Source organism: Salinivibrio sp. VYel1 (assembly GCF_009377945.1).
GTDB classification, from domain to species: Bacteria; Pseudomonadota; Gammaproteobacteria; order Enterobacterales; family Vibrionaceae; genus Salinivibrio; species Salinivibrio siamensis.
Genome location: NZ_RSAM01000019.1, coordinates 41,367 through 56,814 on the forward strand (window position 1 = coordinate 41,367; position 15,448 = coordinate 56,814).

Annotated in this window: 15 protein-coding genes, 2 tRNA genes and 1 riboswitch; of the genes, 3 read left to right on the plus strand and 14 right to left on the minus strand. The window is 52.2% G+C overall.

Annotated elements, in window-relative coordinates; all coding sequences use genetic code 11:
* Window positions 1–2 precede the first annotated feature (2 nt).
* Both ubiE and rmuC read right to left on the minus strand, forming a co-directional pair.
* Complete coding sequence (gene ubiE, locus EHW58_RS15005) at window positions 3–770, minus strand: bifunctional demethylmenaquinone methyltransferase/2-methoxy-6-polyprenyl-1,4-benzoquinol methylase UbiE (RefSeq protein ID WP_152797231.1); 768 nt, start codon at window positions 768–770, stop codon at window positions 3–5.
* 74 nt (window positions 771–844) lie between these two features.
* On the minus strand, window positions 845–2,383 hold the full coding sequence (gene rmuC, locus EHW58_RS15010) for a DNA recombination protein RmuC (RefSeq protein ID WP_077479572.1): 1,539 nt from the start codon (window positions 2,381–2,383) through the stop codon (window positions 845–847).
* 133 nt (window positions 2,384–2,516) lie between these two features.
* Here rmuC and EHW58_RS15015 point away from each other — a divergent pair, with 133 nt between their 5' ends.
* On the plus strand, window positions 2,517–3,428 hold the full coding sequence (locus EHW58_RS15015; protein WP_077479573.1) for a DMT family transporter: 912 nt from the start codon (window positions 2,517–2,519) through the stop codon (window positions 3,426–3,428).
* A 65-nt stretch (window positions 3,429–3,493) separates the two neighbouring features.
* Here the strand turns inward: EHW58_RS15015 and EHW58_RS15020 are convergent, their stop codons facing one another.
* Window positions 3,494–3,787: a hypothetical protein gene (locus EHW58_RS15020; protein WP_069588237.1), complete on the minus strand. Its 294-nt coding sequence runs from the start codon at window positions 3,785–3,787 to the stop codon at window positions 3,494–3,496.
* Between the two features lie 208 nt (window positions 3,788–3,995).
* Window positions 3,996–5,201, minus strand: a complete 1,206-nt coding sequence (locus EHW58_RS15025) for a multidrug effflux MFS transporter (protein ID WP_077479574.1) — start codon at window positions 5,199–5,201, stop codon at window positions 3,996–3,998.
* 98 nt (window positions 5,202–5,299) lie between these two features.
* Here EHW58_RS15025 and EHW58_RS15030 point away from each other — a divergent pair, with 98 nt between their 5' ends.
* Window positions 5,300–6,253 carry a LysR family transcriptional regulator gene (locus EHW58_RS15030; RefSeq protein ID WP_152797233.1) on the plus strand — a complete coding sequence of 318 codons (954 nt, stop codon included), beginning with the start codon at window positions 5,300–5,302 and terminating at the stop codon, window positions 6,251–6,253.
* A 90-nt stretch (window positions 6,254–6,343) separates the two neighbouring features.
* Window positions 6,344–8,131 carry an aminopeptidase P family protein gene (locus tag EHW58_RS15035; RefSeq protein WP_152797235.1) on the plus strand — a complete coding sequence of 596 codons (1,788 nt, stop codon included), beginning with the start codon at window positions 6,344–6,346 and terminating at the stop codon, window positions 8,129–8,131.
* A gap of 53 nt (window positions 8,132–8,184) precedes the next feature.
* Here the strand turns inward: EHW58_RS15035 and EHW58_RS15040 are convergent, their stop codons facing one another.
* The 10 genes from EHW58_RS15040 to EHW58_RS15085 all read right to left on the minus strand — a co-directional run bounded on the left by EHW58_RS15040 (window position 8,185) and on the right by EHW58_RS15085 (window position 15,312).
* Window positions 8,185–8,415: a glutaredoxin family protein gene (locus EHW58_RS15040; RefSeq protein WP_069361819.1), complete on the minus strand. Its 231-nt coding sequence runs from the start codon at window positions 8,413–8,415 to the stop codon at window positions 8,185–8,187.
* A 13-nt stretch (window positions 8,416–8,428) separates the two neighbouring features.
* Window positions 8,429–9,580, minus strand: coding sequence for a 2-iminoacetate synthase ThiH (thiH, locus tag EHW58_RS15045; protein ID WP_152797237.1), 1,152 nt, complete (start codon window positions 9,578–9,580; stop codon window positions 8,429–8,431).
* Window positions 9,580–10,353: a thiazole synthase gene (locus EHW58_RS15050; protein ID WP_152797239.1), complete on the minus strand. Its 774-nt coding sequence runs from the start codon at window positions 10,351–10,353 to the stop codon at window positions 9,580–9,582. The genes thiH and EHW58_RS15050 overlap by 1 nt, the downstream gene beginning before the upstream one ends.
* A 2-nt stretch (window positions 10,354–10,355) precedes the next feature.
* Entirely contained in the window at window positions 10,356–10,553 is a 198-nt protein-coding gene (gene thiS / locus EHW58_RS15055) for a sulfur carrier protein ThiS (RefSeq protein ID WP_046074603.1), read from the minus strand.
* On the minus strand, window positions 10,537–11,304 hold the full coding sequence (locus EHW58_RS15060) for a HesA/MoeB/ThiF family protein (RefSeq protein ID WP_152797241.1): 768 nt from the start codon (window positions 11,302–11,304) through the stop codon (window positions 10,537–10,539). Before EHW58_RS15060 ends, thiS begins: the two co-directional genes overlap by 17 nt.
* Complete coding sequence (gene thiE, locus EHW58_RS15065; protein ID WP_152797242.1) at window positions 11,288–11,956, minus strand: thiamine phosphate synthase; 669 nt, start codon at window positions 11,954–11,956, stop codon at window positions 11,288–11,290. Before thiE ends, EHW58_RS15060 begins: the two co-directional genes overlap by 17 nt.
* Window positions 11,953–13,929: a phosphomethylpyrimidine synthase ThiC gene (thiC, locus tag EHW58_RS15070; RefSeq protein WP_152797244.1), complete on the minus strand. Its 1,977-nt coding sequence runs from the start codon at window positions 13,927–13,929 to the stop codon at window positions 11,953–11,955. The genes thiE and thiC overlap by 4 nt, the downstream gene beginning before the upstream one ends.
* Before the next feature lie 93 nt (window positions 13,930–14,022).
* A riboswitch (TPP riboswitch) is annotated at window positions 14,023–14,122 on the minus strand.
* Between the two features lie 56 nt (window positions 14,123–14,178).
* The gene (crcB, locus tag EHW58_RS15075) at window positions 14,179–14,559 is read right to left on the minus strand and encodes a fluoride efflux transporter CrcB (protein WP_069586806.1); all 381 of its coding nucleotides are present in this window, start codon (window positions 14,557–14,559) and stop codon (window positions 14,179–14,181) included.
* A gap of 453 nt (window positions 14,560–15,012) precedes the next feature.
* Window positions 15,013–15,089, minus strand: a tRNA-Trp gene (locus tag EHW58_RS15080).
* A gap of 146 nt (window positions 15,090–15,235) precedes the next feature.
* Window positions 15,236–15,312 (minus strand) — tRNA-Asp (locus EHW58_RS15085).
* Window positions 15,313–15,448: the final 136 nt, after the last annotated feature.

The window sequence follows — 15,448 nt, forward strand, 5'->3', positions numbered from 1 at the left end:
CCTTAGAATTTATATCCACGGTGCAGCGCCACGATCCCACCCGTCAGGTTGTAGTAGCTGGTTTGTTCAAACCCGGCTTGTTCCATCATTCCTTTTAATGTTTCTTGATCAGGGTGCATGCGAATCGACTCGGCCAAGTAGCGGTAGCTATCTGGATCGTTGACAATAAGCTGGCCCATTTTCGGCAAGACGTGGAATGAGTAGGCGTCATACACTTTGGAAAGCGGCGCGACGACTGGTTTGGAAAACTCCAACACCAACAGACGTCCCCCCGGTTTGAGCACACGGAACATCGAACGCAAGGCCGCATCTTTATCGGTGACATTGCGCAGGCCAAACGCGATGGTGATACAGTCAAAGTGATCATCGGGAAATGGCAACGCTTCTGCGTTCGCTTGTACGTAACTGACATTGCCTACAATGCCTTTATCACGCAGTTTGTCTCGGCCCACTTTCAGCATGGAATTATTGATATCGGCGAGTACCACTTCACCGCTCTCGCCGACCAGACGCGAGAATTTGGCGGTCAGATCGCCCGTTCCTCCGGCTAAGTCGAGGACTTTCTGCCCTGCGCGCACGCCACTGCAGTCAATGGTAAAACGCTTCCATATCCGATGGATGCCCATCGACATGACGTCGTTCATCAGATCATATTTTGCGGCCACCGAGTGAAATACATTGGCTACCATGCTTTCTTTTTCTTGGCGTTTAACTTGCTGAAAGCCAAAGTCGATGGTCTCTTGGTCCTGATGCGTTTGTTTATCTGTCATGTTAATCCCCTAACGTGTTGGCCCTAGTTTACTTTATCGCCCATCCGGACTCCAAGCGCGGGACCAAGTTTCTTCTATTTGTTCACAGACGAAATGTCAGACACCGGATCGTCTTCGTCTGCGCCTTGGGGAGAAAAAGAAGTTAATGCCGCATTCGCAAGTGCTGGACTGATATCGCGCTTTACCTCGACGCCAAGGGCTTTAAAGCCCTCGGCTTGGCGAAGAATATTGCCTCGACCTTGGCTGAGCTTATTCATCGCGCCATGATAACTGTCGTTCGCTTTACCCAATGCGCTCCCCAACCCTTCCATGTCGCTGACAAATAAACGCACCTTGTCGTAGAGCTTACTGGCTTTCTCTGCAATCTGTTTGGCGTTCTGGTTTTGGTATTCGTAGCGCCAAAGGTTATTGATGGTACGTAACGCCACCAGCAAGGTGGTGGGGCTGACTAACATAATATTGTTATCCATCGCCTCACGAATCAGACTCGGATCGGCTTCAATGGCAATTTGGAAGGCAGGCTCCACAGGGATAAACATCAACACATAATCCAGCGTCTTCACGCCATGCAATTGGTGATAGTCTTTGCGTCCAAGGCCACGGATGTGGGCACGGATCGCTTGCACATGCTCTTTCAAAGCCGCATCTTGCTCAACAATGGACTCCGCATTGTAATAACGCTCGTAGGCCACCAATGCCATCTTGGCATCGATCACCACATCTTTGTCTTGCGGCAGTTTGACAATCACGTCTGGTTGATAGCGTTTGCCTTGCTCATTCTCAAGGTTCACTTGAGTATGGTATTCGTGTCCTTCACGCAAGCCAGATTCTTCTAACACACGCGCCAATACCACTTCGCCCCAGTTGCCTTGCTGTTTGTTATCCCCTTTAAGGGCTTGGGTCAGGTTATGGGCTTCGCGGGTCATATCTGCGTTTAATTGCTGCAGATTTTTGATTTCATGAATCAGGGTATGACGCTCTTTGGCTTGTTCGCCAAAACTGTCAGTCACTTGCTTTTTAAACCCTTCCAGTTGCGATTTCAGCGGCCCAAGTAATGTCTCGAGACTCATTTTATTTTGCTCATCGACGGAGTGAACTTTTTGTTCAAACACTTGATTGGCAAGCTGTTCGAATTGGGCGCGTAAGCGTTCCTCTGCATTTTCGAGCAATGCTTGTTTTTCTTGCGCGGCGTGTAATTGTTGTTCTGCGCTCGCTTTCACTTCACGAAGCTCAGCCAGTAATTCGGCCTTTTCATCCCGCAAGCTATCAAGTTTTTGCTCCAAACTTTGGTTATGTTGCCGCAGCTGCTCCAACTGTCGCAATTTTTCAGCTGCCGACGTGAGCTTGCCGTAATAGTGGCGTAGCTCTTGACTCAAGCGGTCGCGCTCAACATCCAGGTTATCCAGCTCTTGCTGTTGATGTGCCTGTTGTTGTTGCCAGTGTTCGCGTTGTGCCTCAAAGGCTATTTGCTGCTGATCTTGCTGCGCCTGATACCAATGTTGGTATTGCGCGAGCACGCGTCGATGCACCGCATAACCGAGCACACAGGTACCGCCCGCCCCGAGTAAAAACGCAATAAAATGCAATGAGGTTAACGACAAGCCATCCAGCATAGCGAGGTCTCTATTTTACAGTCAGTTATGTCAGCAAAGGCTAATCGCACACTGGATAAATGTCCAGTCTATCTCAGAGACACGGGATCCCGTAGACTGCCTAAAAACACTGGCATAATCGCAAGGACGCAGCATGCATGATGAACGCAAGGCGCTGATATTCGCCCTATCAGCCGTCTTACTTTGGTCGACCGTCGCCACCGCATTTAAGATAACGCTACGCTATATGTCGCCCATACAGATGCTGGCCGCCGCCAGTGTCGTCTCTGTGGTGATCCTACTCGCCATTGCTACGCTCCAAGGCAAGTTGGGCGCCATCTGGCCAACCTTTCGCGCGCGACCGGGTTACTACCTTGTATTAGGACTCGTCAATCCACTGATTTATTACTTAGTCCTATTTAAGGCGTACGATCTATTACCTGCCTCATTAGCGCAGCCTTTAAATTACAGCTGGGCCATTACCTTAACGTTGATGGCAGCGCTTTTCTTAGGGCAGACGATTCGTCGTCAAGATTGGATTGCTGCGGCATTGGGGTATTTCGGCGTGGTAATTATTGCCACCAAGGGACAACTATTTTCGCTGCAATTTGATAGCCCATTGGGGATTGGGTTGGCATTATTATCGACACTACTATGGGCAGGCTACTGGATATTAAATACTAAAAACGCTGCCGATCCTGTAGTCGGGATATTATTAAGCTTTGTCCTTTCGCTACCCATTTCTCTTACTTTGGCGGGGCTAACCGCATCGTGGCAAGGCATTCCATGGCAAGGGTGGCTCGCCGTGAGTTACGTTGGTCTTTTTGAAATGGGCGTGACATTTATGCTGTGGCTGAGCGCGATGAAATATACTCAGAATACCTCTCGGATCAGTAATCTGATATTTATATCACCGTTTATTTCACTGCTATTACTCGCCACCATTATTGGTGAGACCATTCATCTAAGCACTTTAATTGGTTTGATGTGTATTGTGGTGGGATTATTAATTCAACAGCGCACAGGCAAGCGTGACAAACCGTCCGCTGCCAGTGCGTCGTCATAGTCATTCATGTAAAGCTCAGTGGCGTCACCTTATGGGCGCCACAATCACACAGTGTGGACTAGGGGTTAGCCAACTTTACGCTGTGTCATGTACTGATAGAGCTCGTCAGCAGAAAGACCATCTTGCAGTAAGCCTTGGGTGATTTCTTCAATGCGCTCAGAACGGCGCTCTTCAATCACAGAATTAAATTGGTAAACCAGTTCACGCAAGTATTTCAGTGGCACTTGACGTGCAGCACTGCGTACACGCTCTTCACTTTGGCTACCTAATTCTTGCAGTAATTTGCCAAACATGATTTTTTCTGGCGATTCCTCAAGTTGTTCGAGGACGCGCGCCATTTCGATTGTCGATAATGACATAGTGTGTAACTGACCTTTGAGATAAAAACGAAAAGGAATGAGCGTTAATTCGATTTGCTTAGTAAATATACTCCGAACCACGCACTTTTAGCAAAATAAAAAAACGCTGGCCGAAGCCAGCGAAAAGGGATGATGGGTTGTCGAGACCCCTGCGTTTTTCACGTCTTATTATACTTTGCCAACTGAGACGTTGTTTTTATTGATTTTCTTACTGTTTTACCGTTGCTGCATGCCATTGCTTCCCAACTGGGGACCACAAAATCACGAGGCCAGGCAACAAGAGCCACATATGTACGGTCATCAGATCGCTGGCCGATAACCCCAAGCGCTGGGTTAAGCTGACCAAAAGCCCTGCACCACTCATTTGGAACAATCCCAATAAGGCTGCCGCTGTGCCAGCACGGTCAGAAAATGGGGCTAAAGCGGCGCCGGCTGACGCGCCTAACACCCAAGCAAAGCCAAATGACGAGGTAAAAATCGGCAACATAAAGGCCCAAGGCGTCGCAATAGAGCTTAATGCCAGCATCAGCCCACCCGAGCCTACCAGCATCATCAAGCCAATATTGAGCGCACGGCGGCTACCAAATTTTTGCATGTAGCGTGGTGCTAGCATCGCCGCGGCAATGTTTAATGCCGCGTTGGCACCAAACCAAAAAGTGAAACTGTTCATGGAAATACCGTACCTATCCATCAGCAATACAGGCGCGGAGGTGACATACGCTAAGATCACCGCCATAGCCAGCATGCAAAGGATGATGTGGTAGGTAAATGTTGGTACACGTAGCACTTGCCAATAACGGCGTACGCTAAATAGGCGACCCGAAGTGTCCGTGTGCGCAGGGCGTGTCTCGGGCAAAAAGACCATCACTAATACCAACCCTAATACCGCATAACCGAGCATAAAGGTGAAGTTAGCGCGCCAGTCAAAGACTTGGGTAAGCCAGCTCCCCAATAGCGGCGCCAAGGCAGGAACAAAGCAAATCGCGCCATTAAGATAGCTAATCATGTGGCCGCTGCGCTCTGCACCGAATCTGTCACGCACCGCTGCAAATGCACACACGGAAGTCGCGCACGCGCCAAAACCTTGTAGCAAACGCGCCACCAGCATCATATCCATCGAGGTGGCGAGCCACGCCATCAAAGAGCTCAGTCCATAGAGCAGTATGCCAATGACGGCTACAGGTTTGCGACCAAAGCGATCAGCCAACGGGCCAGCGAACAGCTGACCTAAGCCTAAGCTAAACATAAACCAAGTGATGGTATCCTGTACCAGCGTCGGGTTAACGTTAAAGTCTCCCGCCATATGCGGCAACGCCGGTAAATAAATATCAATCGCCATCGGGCTAAACAGCACCAGTAACACCATTAAGGCGACCAGTAAGCGATTCGATGTCGGTGAATCAGTGTGTGACATTGGTTACTCCTCTATACAGGCACGCAGTATAGTGGCTTCAGGATATGAACCATAATGGTTTATAGTAAAAGCAGTTATTCCCAAGGAGAATACCTGTAATGGATTTGGACCAGCTGCAGCGCACCGACCTTAATTTATTGGTGTGCTTACATGTATTGTTGGAAGAGTGTAATGTCACGGGCGCGGCAAAACGGCTGCATTTAAGCCAATCGGCAGTGAGTAAAAACTTAGCCCGACTTAGAGCGCAATTTAACGACCCGCTTTTTACGCGAGCGGCCCACGGGCTCAAACCCACCGTTCGAGCGCAAGCCTTACAGGCCAAATTACGCGCTTTACTCAATGATGTTGCGGCGATGACCGAGCCGGATCACTTTCAGCCGCACTTAAGCGATCGCTGTTTTCGCTTTGCCCTCGTCGAGAGCGCCTATCCATTGCTACTGCCACAGTTTATTGGCGATATGCTAGAAGCGGCCCCAGCTATCACCCTTAATACCGCCGCTTGGGATCAAACCACCTTTGATGGGCTTGCGCGAGGCAATATCGACTTTGGCATTACCGGTAAAGATTTAAATCCCGCCGATGCCATGCTGACCATGATGCCGCCCAAAGGCGTACGCTACCAAGAGCTTTGCCAAGATCACCAGTGTGTATTGATGCGCGCTGATCACCCGGCACTCAAGGGTCCATGGGATGAAGCGCGTTACCTTGGACTGCGACATGTACAGGTGAAGTGTGATGGGAATGACCGCTGGCTGTTGGACTATAAACTGGCAGAGCGTAATATTGAGCGTGACATTGCCATGTACGTGCCAGATTTCAACAGTGCGGCGAGCCTGTGTACCTATACCGACCTGGTGTTTACTTCACCAAGCCAGTTTGCGCATTATATTGCCGCGTCGCTCAATTTGGTGGTAAGGCCGTTACCGACGCCAATACCGCCGATGGCGTACACCTTGTTTTGGCATCAAAATCAAGAAAATGACCCGGGGCACCAATGGCTGAAAGCCTTGATTATTTCACGCTGTCAGCAATTTAGCCCAGCAAAATTGTAGCCTATCGCCAATCGCGCTAGGGTCTAACCCACTGGTTTTTTACGCGTGGCCGAACATGGCAAGTTCACCCCATACAAAGAAGGAAGAATAATGGACGCGACCCTTACCAAGCGTATTGAGCAGCTAAGACACTGGCTGGCTCAACACGATTATGACGCCCTACTCATCCCCCATGAAGACGAATACCTCGGTGAGTATGTGCCTGAGCACAACGAACGCCTTCACTGGGCGACCGGCTTTACCGGCTCAGCAGGCGCTGCGGTGATCACCCGCGACAAGGCAGCAATTTTTGTTGATGGCCGCTATGTGGTTCAAGTCCGTAAGCAAGTCCCCGCCGGCTTGTTTGACTACTGCCACCTGATTGATGAGCCACCGGTACAATGGGCCCAGCAACAATTGCCAAAAGGTGCCAAGCTGGCTATCGACGCTCGCATGCATAGCGCTGCTTGGTACAAACGCACTCAACGCGCGTTGGATGGGGCTTTGACACTGGTGAGTGTGGAGCAAAACCCGATTGAAAGCTTGTGGGACGATCGCCCCGCCCCGCTTAATAGCCCTGCTATTTTACTGGGTGAAGAGAAAACCGGCCGCGCCAGCTTGGATAAGCGTCAAACCATTGGCCAGCAGTTAGCCGATCAGAATCTTGATGCCGCGGTACTCACTCAACCCGATGCCGTCTGTTGGCTGCTCAATATCCGTGGTCGCGATATCCCACGTTTGCCCGTGGTACTGACCCAAGCGATTATCAAGCAATCCGGTGACGTGACGGTGTTTATCGACCCTGACCGTCTCCCCGAAGGCTTTGCTGCTCACGTAGGCCAAGGCGTGAGCGTCGCGCACCCTGATAGTCTGGTTGATGCCCTGCAAGCGCTGAGCGGTCAACGTGTATTGGTCGACCCAAACGGTGCCAATGCGTGGACACTGGACACCCTCCAACAAGCGCAAGTCACTGTGGTGGAAGCGCAAGACCCATGTGCGCTTGAAAAAGCGGCCAAGAACCCGCAAGAAATCGCCGGTATGCGTGCCTGTCACGTGCGCGATGGTGTTGCCGTGACTCGCTTTTTGGCCTGGTTTGACCGTCAAGTCGACGCCGGTGAACGCCCTGATGAAGCCGTGCTCGCAGACACCCTGTATCAATTCCGCCAACAAGACGATCAACTGGTCGACTTAAGCTTTGATACCATTTCCGCCGCCGGTGGCAATGCGGCCATGTGTCACTATAACCACAACAATCAGCCCAAACCGAGCGTGATTGAGAGCAACAACGTCTACTTGGTCGACTCAGGCGGTCAATACTATGACGGCACCACCGACATCACCCGTACCGTGCCAGTGGGCGAGTGCAGCGCTGAGATCAAAAAGGCCTTCACGCTGGTGCTTAAAGGGCATATTGCGTTAGCGACCGCGCTGTTCCCGAAAGGCACCTCAGGCAGCCAGCTTGATGCCTTAGCACGCCAGTATTTGTGGCAACACGGCTATGATTTTGACCATGGCACCGGTCACGGTGTCGGGCATTTCTTGGACGTGCACGAAGGCCCGCAGCGCATTTCCAAAGCGCCCAATAGCGTCGCGCTATTGCCGGGCATGGTGGTATCAAACGAGCCGGGCTACTATCGCGCCGACGCGTTTGGGATCCGGATTGAAAACCTCGAGTTGATTGAAGAAAAGCCCACCGAGGGCGACATGACGATGCTCGGGTTTGCCTCACTCACGCGTGCACCGATCGATCGTCGTTTGGTCGATGTGAGCTTACTCAGCGAGGCGGAAATCCAGTGGTGGAATCGCTATCATCAAACCGTGTGGGATGAAATCAGTCCCCACCTCGATGATCAAGACCAAGCTTGGTTAAAACAAGCGACCGCGCCGTTAAGTCGTTAAGTCGCGTCTTCACCGAGTATGAAAAACAAAAAGCGTCCGATTGGACGCTTTTTTTATTCCCCTTTCAGGGCTTTCTCGACCGCTTTGGGAGAAAAGCCGCGCAAAGTCGTATCGCCAATGCAAATCACCGGGACACCCCGCGAGCCAGTTGCCGCCAGCAGCTTCTTGCCTTTGGGCGTGGCCGTATCGACAACACGATAACGCAGCCCTTTTTTATCCAAGTAAGCTTTGGCCGCCTCACAGTGAGGACAGCGCGGACCTACATATACAGTAATACGTTTCATGCCCGCATTGTCGCTAACCCGCTGCCGTTTGTGAAGCCATTTGCGCCTGACGCGCGATATCGTAGATGTTATCCCAATCTTTCCACACCACCTCAAAACCGAGCGCACGAACGCTGGCGGCTACCTCTGCCGCGCTGCGCTCATCACTGATAGCAAACTGCTCCAATTGTGGCTCCGGGTTCGCGTAGCCGCCCGGTTGGGTTTTTGACGCCGCGGATAAGCTCGTGACCCCAAGCGGTAACACATTGTCGCGAAAGTGCGGTGACTCACGTGTCGATAGCGACAGCTCCACCTGCGGATTCCACAACCGATAGGCACAAATCAGCTGAACCAGCTGCTTATCCGTCATCACCGATTTCGGCTGCAGCGCGCCCGCGCAAGGACGTAAGCGCGGAAAAGATAGCGAATAGCGGCTTTGCCAGTATTGCTTTTCCAAATAATGCAGATGCTGGGCGGTAAAAAAGCTGTCGGTACGCCAGTCCTCTAGGCCAATCAAGGCGCCCAAGCCGATCTTATCGACCCCTGCTTGTGCCAACCTATCTGGGGTTTGCAACCGGTAGTGAAAGTCGGTTTTATTCCCGCGCTTGTGGTGTTCCCCATAGGTTGGAGCGTGGTAGGTTTCTTGGTACACCATCACCGCATCCACACCTTGTGCCACCAAGGCGCGATACGCCTCGGTATCTAGCGGCTGCACCTCCATCGCCACATGATGAAAGTATTGCTTCACCACCGGTAAGGCGCGGAGAAAATACTCGAGCCCTACCTTGGTTTCATGCTCACCGGTCACCAAGAGCACACTGTCAAAGCCCATTTTTTTGATCGCTTCACACTCGGCGGCGATCTCGGCTTCATCCAGCGTGCGCCGTTTGATTCGGTTTTCCATCGAAAAACCGCAATAAGTACACACGTTGGCGCACAAATTGGAGAGATACAGCGGAATGTAAAACCCCATGGTGTAGCCAAACCGCTGCCGCGTCAGCGCCGCAGATTGCTGAGCCATGACCTCGAGATATCCTTCAGCGGCAGGGCTGATCAGGGCGGCGAAGTCGTCCAAATTACGCGATGACTTGGCCAACGCCCGCTCAACATCTTGACGCGTTTTGCTGTAAATCGAAAGCCGATGATGATCCCAATCGAGTGCCGCCCACCGCTCAGAAAAACTCATCACGCCTCCTTAGCGTCAAGAAACGCGGTTAAGGGGCTAGAAGCGTGGGCGTGATTTTGTGTGCCCGCCAGCCCAGCGCGATACGCACATCGTCCGGCTTCAACCGCTTGTTTGAACGCCGCGCCCATGGCAATCGGATCGCCAGCGGTGGCAATCGCGGTGTTCACCAAGACGGCATCAGCGCCGCGCTCCATCGCTAACGCCGCATCTGACGGTGCGCCAATGCCAGCATCAATGATCACCGGCACACGGGCTTGCTCGATAATGATGTCGAGAAACGCCATTGAGGCCAGTCCTTGGTTGGAGCCAATCGGTGACCCAAGAGGCATCACCGCCGCGCACCCCACCTCTTCTAAACGCTTACACAGCACAGGGTCAGCATGGCAATACGGCAGCACCGCAAACCCCTCATCCACAAGGGTTTTCGCCGCTTGAAGGGTTTCAATCGGGTCAGGCATCAAATATTTGGAGTCGGGGTGAATTTCCAACTTCACCCAGTGCGTTCCCAATGCTTCTCGAGCAAGACGCGCGGCAAAGACCGCTTCTTGCGCATTCTTCGCCCCCGAGGTATTGGGCAGCAGGTGCACACCGAGCTCGCGCAGCGGGGTTAAAATATCATCTTGTATGGCATGGACATCGACTCGCTTTAGCGCCATGGTGACCAGTTCAGTACCACTGGCCGCCAGTGACTCGGCCATGGTCTTGCGACTAGCAAACTTGCCGGTGCCGGTTAACAGTCGAGATGAAAACGTCGTATCCGCAATGGTTAACATGATTATCCTCCGGCAATCGCTTGAAAGACCGCCAAGCTATCGCCAGCGGTAAGTGACGTGGATGACCAAGCATCACGCGCAATAATGGTCTGATTTAGCGCCACTGCGACCGACTCGGCTGGCACCTTCATCTCCTCAATCAATTGCGCGACGGTCGTGGCATTGACCTCTGTCGGCGTGTCATTAATGGTTAACTGCATCGCTTACCTCCCGCTTAGGCTGACAAACCGCACAATGCGGATCCACGGGCAGCGAAAAGTGCTGCCATGTCATGGTTTGTCCATCCAGTCGTGACAAGCGATTGGTCCCGACCGCCTGCCCTAATAACAGCTTTATTCCTTCCAGCGCTTGCGCGGTGGCCATCATGCCGACCACAGGTCCCATTACCCCGGATTCTGCACAGCGTGTGGGTTCAGAAAGCGTCACGTCTGCGAAGGCGCACGCATAACATGCGCTATGCGGTTGATAAACCAATAACTGGCCTTGCCAACCGATCGCCGCTGCGCTCACCAACGGCGTACCAGCCTCTACACAGGCTTGATTGACTGCATGGCGAGTGGCGAGATTATCACTGCAATCAAGGACCACATCCGCCATCGCTACTTCGAGCGCCAGACGCTCACCTTCTAGATAGGCATTGATGGCTCGGCACTGGCAATGTGGATTCAGCGCGACCAAGTTAGCGGCTAGCGACGCGGCTTTATCGGTGCCGATTTGCGCCTCCCGATACGCCACCTGACGCGCCAAGTTAGATAGCTCAATGTGGTCCGAGTCAGCAATCGCTAACTGACCCACGCCAGCGCCTGCAAGATAGAGGCCCGCGGTGGTTCCAAGCCCACCGGCACCGACCATTAACACACGCGCCTTGCTAAGTGCCTGCTGCCCGCACTCTCCAACTTCTGGCAGCATGATTTGCCGGCTATAACGCAGGTATTCACTGTCCGATAGCATCACGCCCTCCTTGTTGTCTGGATGGATTAAGACAGCGGTCAAATGCGTCAATGCGCGCCGCTAAATCAGGCGCTTGCGTCACGGCACGGACCACCGCAATGGCGTCCACGCCAGTGCGCCAAACGTCAGGGGCTCGGTTGAGATCAATACCGCCAATCGCCACCGTCGGGAAGCGGCCATCCACAGTCGCCACCTGCTGCGCTAACGCAGAAATGCCTTGCGGCGGCTCGGCGAGCTGTTTGGTGGTAGTGGGAAAAATATGGCCGATGGCAAGATAACTGGGCGAGAGCGCAATCGCTGCAGCAAGTTGTTCGGGACTGCGTGTCGATACGCCAAGGCGCACGCCTTGTCGTGCGAGCCGGTCAAGATCCGCCTCTTGTATGTCTTGCTGGCCCAGATGAACGCCATAGGCGCCAGCTTCAAGCGCAAGCTGCCAGTGATCGTTGATAAACACCTGGGCATAGTGCGCGCGGCCCAACGCCACCGCACGCTGTACCCAGTCTGCCAATTGGGGATGTCCCGGCTGCTTCACACGCAGTTGCACGGTTTTCACCCCCAAGCAAAGCAAGCGTTCGAGCAAGTCCACATCGTCTACCACCGGATATAATGGGCCTATACCTTCAGACATAGATGCAAACGGGGTCAGGCTCATGACTCCACCTTATCGCTGTCCGCTACCTCAGCGCCTTGTTGTGACGAATGATGGGATTTTTGCAGGTAGAGCTCACTGCCCTTTGCTCGAAACTCTTGCGATTTTTGCTGCATGCCTGCTAACGGGTCTTCCAGCATGGTGACATCAATCGCTTCGCCCGCAGCGGCATAGCCATTTTCTTTGGCATAATCGCGGACTTCTTGGCTGATCTTCATAGAGCAGAATTTTGGCCCACACATGGAGCAAAAATGCGCGACCTTGCCCGACTCTTGAGGCAGTGTTTCATCGTGATAAGCACGCGCCGTCACTGGATCTAATGCAAGGTTAAACTGATCTTCCCAGCGAAATTCAAAGCGCGCTTTGGAAATGGCGTTATCTCGCACCTGCGCGCCCGGATGTCCTTTGGCTAAGTCGGCGGCGTGCGCACACAACTTGTAAGTGATAAGCCCAGTTTTAACATCCTCTTTATTGGGCAGACCCAGATGTTCTTTGGGCGTGACATAGCAAAGCATCGCACACCCAAACCAGCCAATCATCGCCGCACCAATCCCGGAGGTGATGTGGTCGTAACCAGGCGCAATATCGGTAGTCAGCGGGCCTAAAGTATAAAAGGGCGCTTCGTGGCAATGGGTGAGCTGCTCGTCCATATTCTCTTTGATCATGTGCATGGGCACATGGCCGGGGCCTTCAATCATCACCTGCACATCGTATTCCCATGCCACCTTGGTTAGCTCGCCCAGGGTACGTAACTCACTGAACTGGGCTTCGTCGTTCGCGTCAGCTACTGAGCCGGGACGTAACCCATCGCCTAATGACAGCGATACATCATAGGCAGCACAAATCTCGCAGATTTCACGAAAATGGGTATAGAGGAAGCTTTCTTGATGATGCGCCAAGCACCATTTGGCGATAATCGACCCACCACGCGAGACAATCCCAGTCACGCGATTGGCAGTCATGGGCACATAGTGCAAACGCACCCCAGCGTGAATGGTAAAGTAGTCGACCCCTTGCTCGGCTTGCTCTATCAAGGTATCGCGCATCACTTCCCAAGTCAGGTCTTCGGCAATGCCATTCACTTTCTCAAGCGCCTGATACATAGGCACGGTGCCAATCGGGACTGGGCTATTACGTAAAATCCACTCGCGGGTTTCGTGGATATTGCGTCCGGTCGATAAATCCATCACCGTATCCGCGCCCCAACGGGTCGCCCACACCAACTTTTCGGTTTCTTCTTCAATGGAGGAGCTCACCGCCGAGTTACCAATATTGGCATTCACTTTCACCAGAAAGTTACGCCCAATAATCATCGGCTCCGCTTCTGGGTGGTTAATGTTGGCCGGAATAATCGCACGCCCTTCAGCAACTTCTTGGCGCACAAATTCGGGAGTGATGTTTGAGGGTAAATGCGCGCCAAAGCTTTCTCCTGGGTGCTGGCGGTTTAGCTGCTCTTCACGATACTGCTGACGTCCCATATTTTCCCGGATAGCGATAAATTCCATCTCTGGGGTGATAATGCCTTGGCGTGCGTAGTGAAGTTGGGTCACACATTGGTTAGGTTTTGCCCGACGGATAGACGGTAAGGCACTAAAGCGAAGATCATCTAAGGTTTCATCACTAAGGCGGGTCTGCGCATAGTCTGAGCTCACTGCATCAAGAAACTCTGTATCGGCACGCTCATCAATCCAGGCTTTGCGCACTGGCGCTAAGCCTTGGTAAATATCGATAGCACTCTGTGGGTCAGTATAAGGCCCTGATGTGTCATAAACCCGAATGGATTCATTGGCTTCGTACTGCGGATTATCTTTACTGCCACCCACAAAGGTCGGAGACAAATGGATTTCTCGCATCCCTACGCGAATATCGGGTCGCGATCCCTCGACATAGACTTTTTCCGAGTTGGGGTAGGTTTGCGCAGAGAGGGAATCGATAAAAGATTTGGCCTCAAGACGGGCCTGTTTACGGGTCGACATAGCATTACTCCGGTGTTCATTATGGGAATTAATGCTTGCCGGAAAACGCTGAATTGAGATGTGAGCAAACTGGCAGACGCGTACGGTCTGTGATCTGATGCATCTCTTGTTCCCTTCGCTGGTACTAACCAGATCAGGTTCAACGGATCCCACTTAACGTGGTCTCAGCCAATTGGCACTCCGACAAGTTCAACGCCAGTATAAGAAATCACCGCCGCAACAACAAGCGACGTAATGGCATGTTTTTACCTACCCAGTAATGCGTCCTAGCAACCAAGCCCCCATCGCGGCCGCTCCTAAGCACAACGCAAGGTTGAGACCCACGTTTAACAAGGCTTTCACCGTCTCACCATGTTGAAAAAGAAGCAAGGTATCCACTGAAAAGGTCGAGAAGGTGGTGAACGCGCCCAAAAAGCCAATCGCAATCAGTTGACGCCAAGGCACTGGGGCAATCAGTTCTTGGCTCATCGCCGCTAAAAAGACACCCATCGCTAATGATCCCAGCACATTAACCATTAGGGTGCCGTAGGGAAATCCTCGACCAAACACCGCGACGCTCCACTCTGAAACTAAAAAACGCGAAGACGCCCCTAATGCGCCACCAAGTCCTACCCACAATATGCTTACCACAGGGTGCTCCTTTCGATTGGTAAAAAGTCATCATACCGCGACATGTGAACAAGAAACAGGAGGAAGAAAAAGGGAAGAGGGTTAGGGGTGCTAGAAGCATAATGAGTCACATACAAAAAAAGCACCGACAATGTCGATGCTTTGATGTTTGGCAGGGGTAGAGGGATTCGACCGGGCTGGCGACCCAGCCCCCAACACGCTTTTGTGTAGATTGCATGTTCACATCTACCCTTAATCGGCTTACGAGAAGCTTGATGATTCACATACAAAAAAAGCACCGACGATGCCGATGCTTTGGTATTTGGCAGGGGTAGAGGGATTCAACCGGGCTGGCGACCCAGTACCCAACACGCCTTTTGTAGTTTGCATGTTCACATCTACCCTTAATCGGATTACGAGAAGCTTGATGATTCACATACAAAAAAGCACCGACAATGTCGATGCTTTGGTATTTGGCAGGGGTAGAGGGATTCGAACCCCCAACACGCGGATTTGGAATCCGCTGCTCTGCCAATTGGAGCTATACCCCTGTATATAGGTGCCTATTGTAGCGATCCCGCGACAAATTACCACCACCAATTACTCTTCAGACGTTTAATCGCTTATTTATAAAGCAAATCACCCCAACGACTCAATAACAAAAAACCCCAGCTTCTCAGCTAGGGTTTCTAAGTAGTGGCGGAGTGGACGGGACTCGAACCCGCGACCCCCGGCGTGACAGGCCGGTATTCTAACCAACTGAACTACCACTCCGCACCAATTCTGTATGACTAAAGACTTATATCTCTTGGCTTTAATCAATTGTAATCAAAGCCTGGCGATGTCCTACTCTCACATGGGGAGACCCCACACTACCATCGGCGCTGCTTCGTTTCACTACTGAGTTCGG

Bases quoted from the DNA above. Each gene is read 5' to 3' on its own strand.
- ubiE (WP_152797231.1), bottom strand. From the start codon at position 770: ATGACAGATAAACAAACGCATCAGGACCAAGAGACCATCGACTTTGGC.
- rmuC (WP_077479572.1), bottom strand. From the start codon at position 2,383: ATGCTGGATGGCTTGTCGTTAACCTCATTGCATTTTATTGCGTTTTTA.
- EHW58_RS15015 (WP_077479573.1), top strand. From the start codon at position 2,517: ATGCATGATGAACGCAAGGCGCTGATATTCGCCCTATCAGCCGTCTTA.
- EHW58_RS15020 (WP_069588237.1), bottom strand. From the start codon at position 3,787: ATGTCATTATCGACAATCGAAATGGCGCGCGTCCTCGAACAACTTGAG.
- EHW58_RS15025 (WP_077479574.1), bottom strand. From the start codon at position 5,201: ATGTCACACACTGATTCACCGACATCGAATCGCTTACTGGTCGCCTTA.
- EHW58_RS15030 (WP_152797233.1), top strand. From the start codon at position 5,300: ATGGATTTGGACCAGCTGCAGCGCACCGACCTTAATTTATTGGTGTGC.
- EHW58_RS15035 (WP_152797235.1), top strand. From the start codon at position 6,344: ATGGACGCGACCCTTACCAAGCGTATTGAGCAGCTAAGACACTGGCTG.
- EHW58_RS15040 (WP_069361819.1), bottom strand. From the start codon at position 8,415: ATGAAACGTATTACTGTATATGTAGGTCCGCGCTGTCCTCACTGTGAG.
- thiH (WP_152797237.1), bottom strand. From the start codon at position 9,580: ATGAGTTTTTCTGAGCGGTGGGCGGCACTCGATTGGGATCATCATCGG.
- EHW58_RS15050 (WP_152797239.1), bottom strand. From the start codon at position 10,353: ATGTTAACCATTGCGGATACGACGTTTTCATCTCGACTGTTAACCGGC.
- thiS (WP_046074603.1), bottom strand. From the start codon at position 10,553: ATGCAGTTAACCATTAATGACACGCCGACAGAGGTCAATGCCACGACC.
- EHW58_RS15060 (WP_152797241.1), bottom strand. From the start codon at position 11,304: ATGCTATCGGACAGTGAATACCTGCGTTATAGCCGGCAAATCATGCTG.
- thiE (WP_152797242.1), bottom strand. From the start codon at position 11,956: ATGAGCCTGACCCCGTTTGCATCTATGTCTGAAGGTATAGGCCCATTA.
- thiC (WP_152797244.1), bottom strand. From the start codon at position 13,929: ATGTCGACCCGTAAACAGGCCCGTCTTGAGGCCAAATCTTTTATCGAT.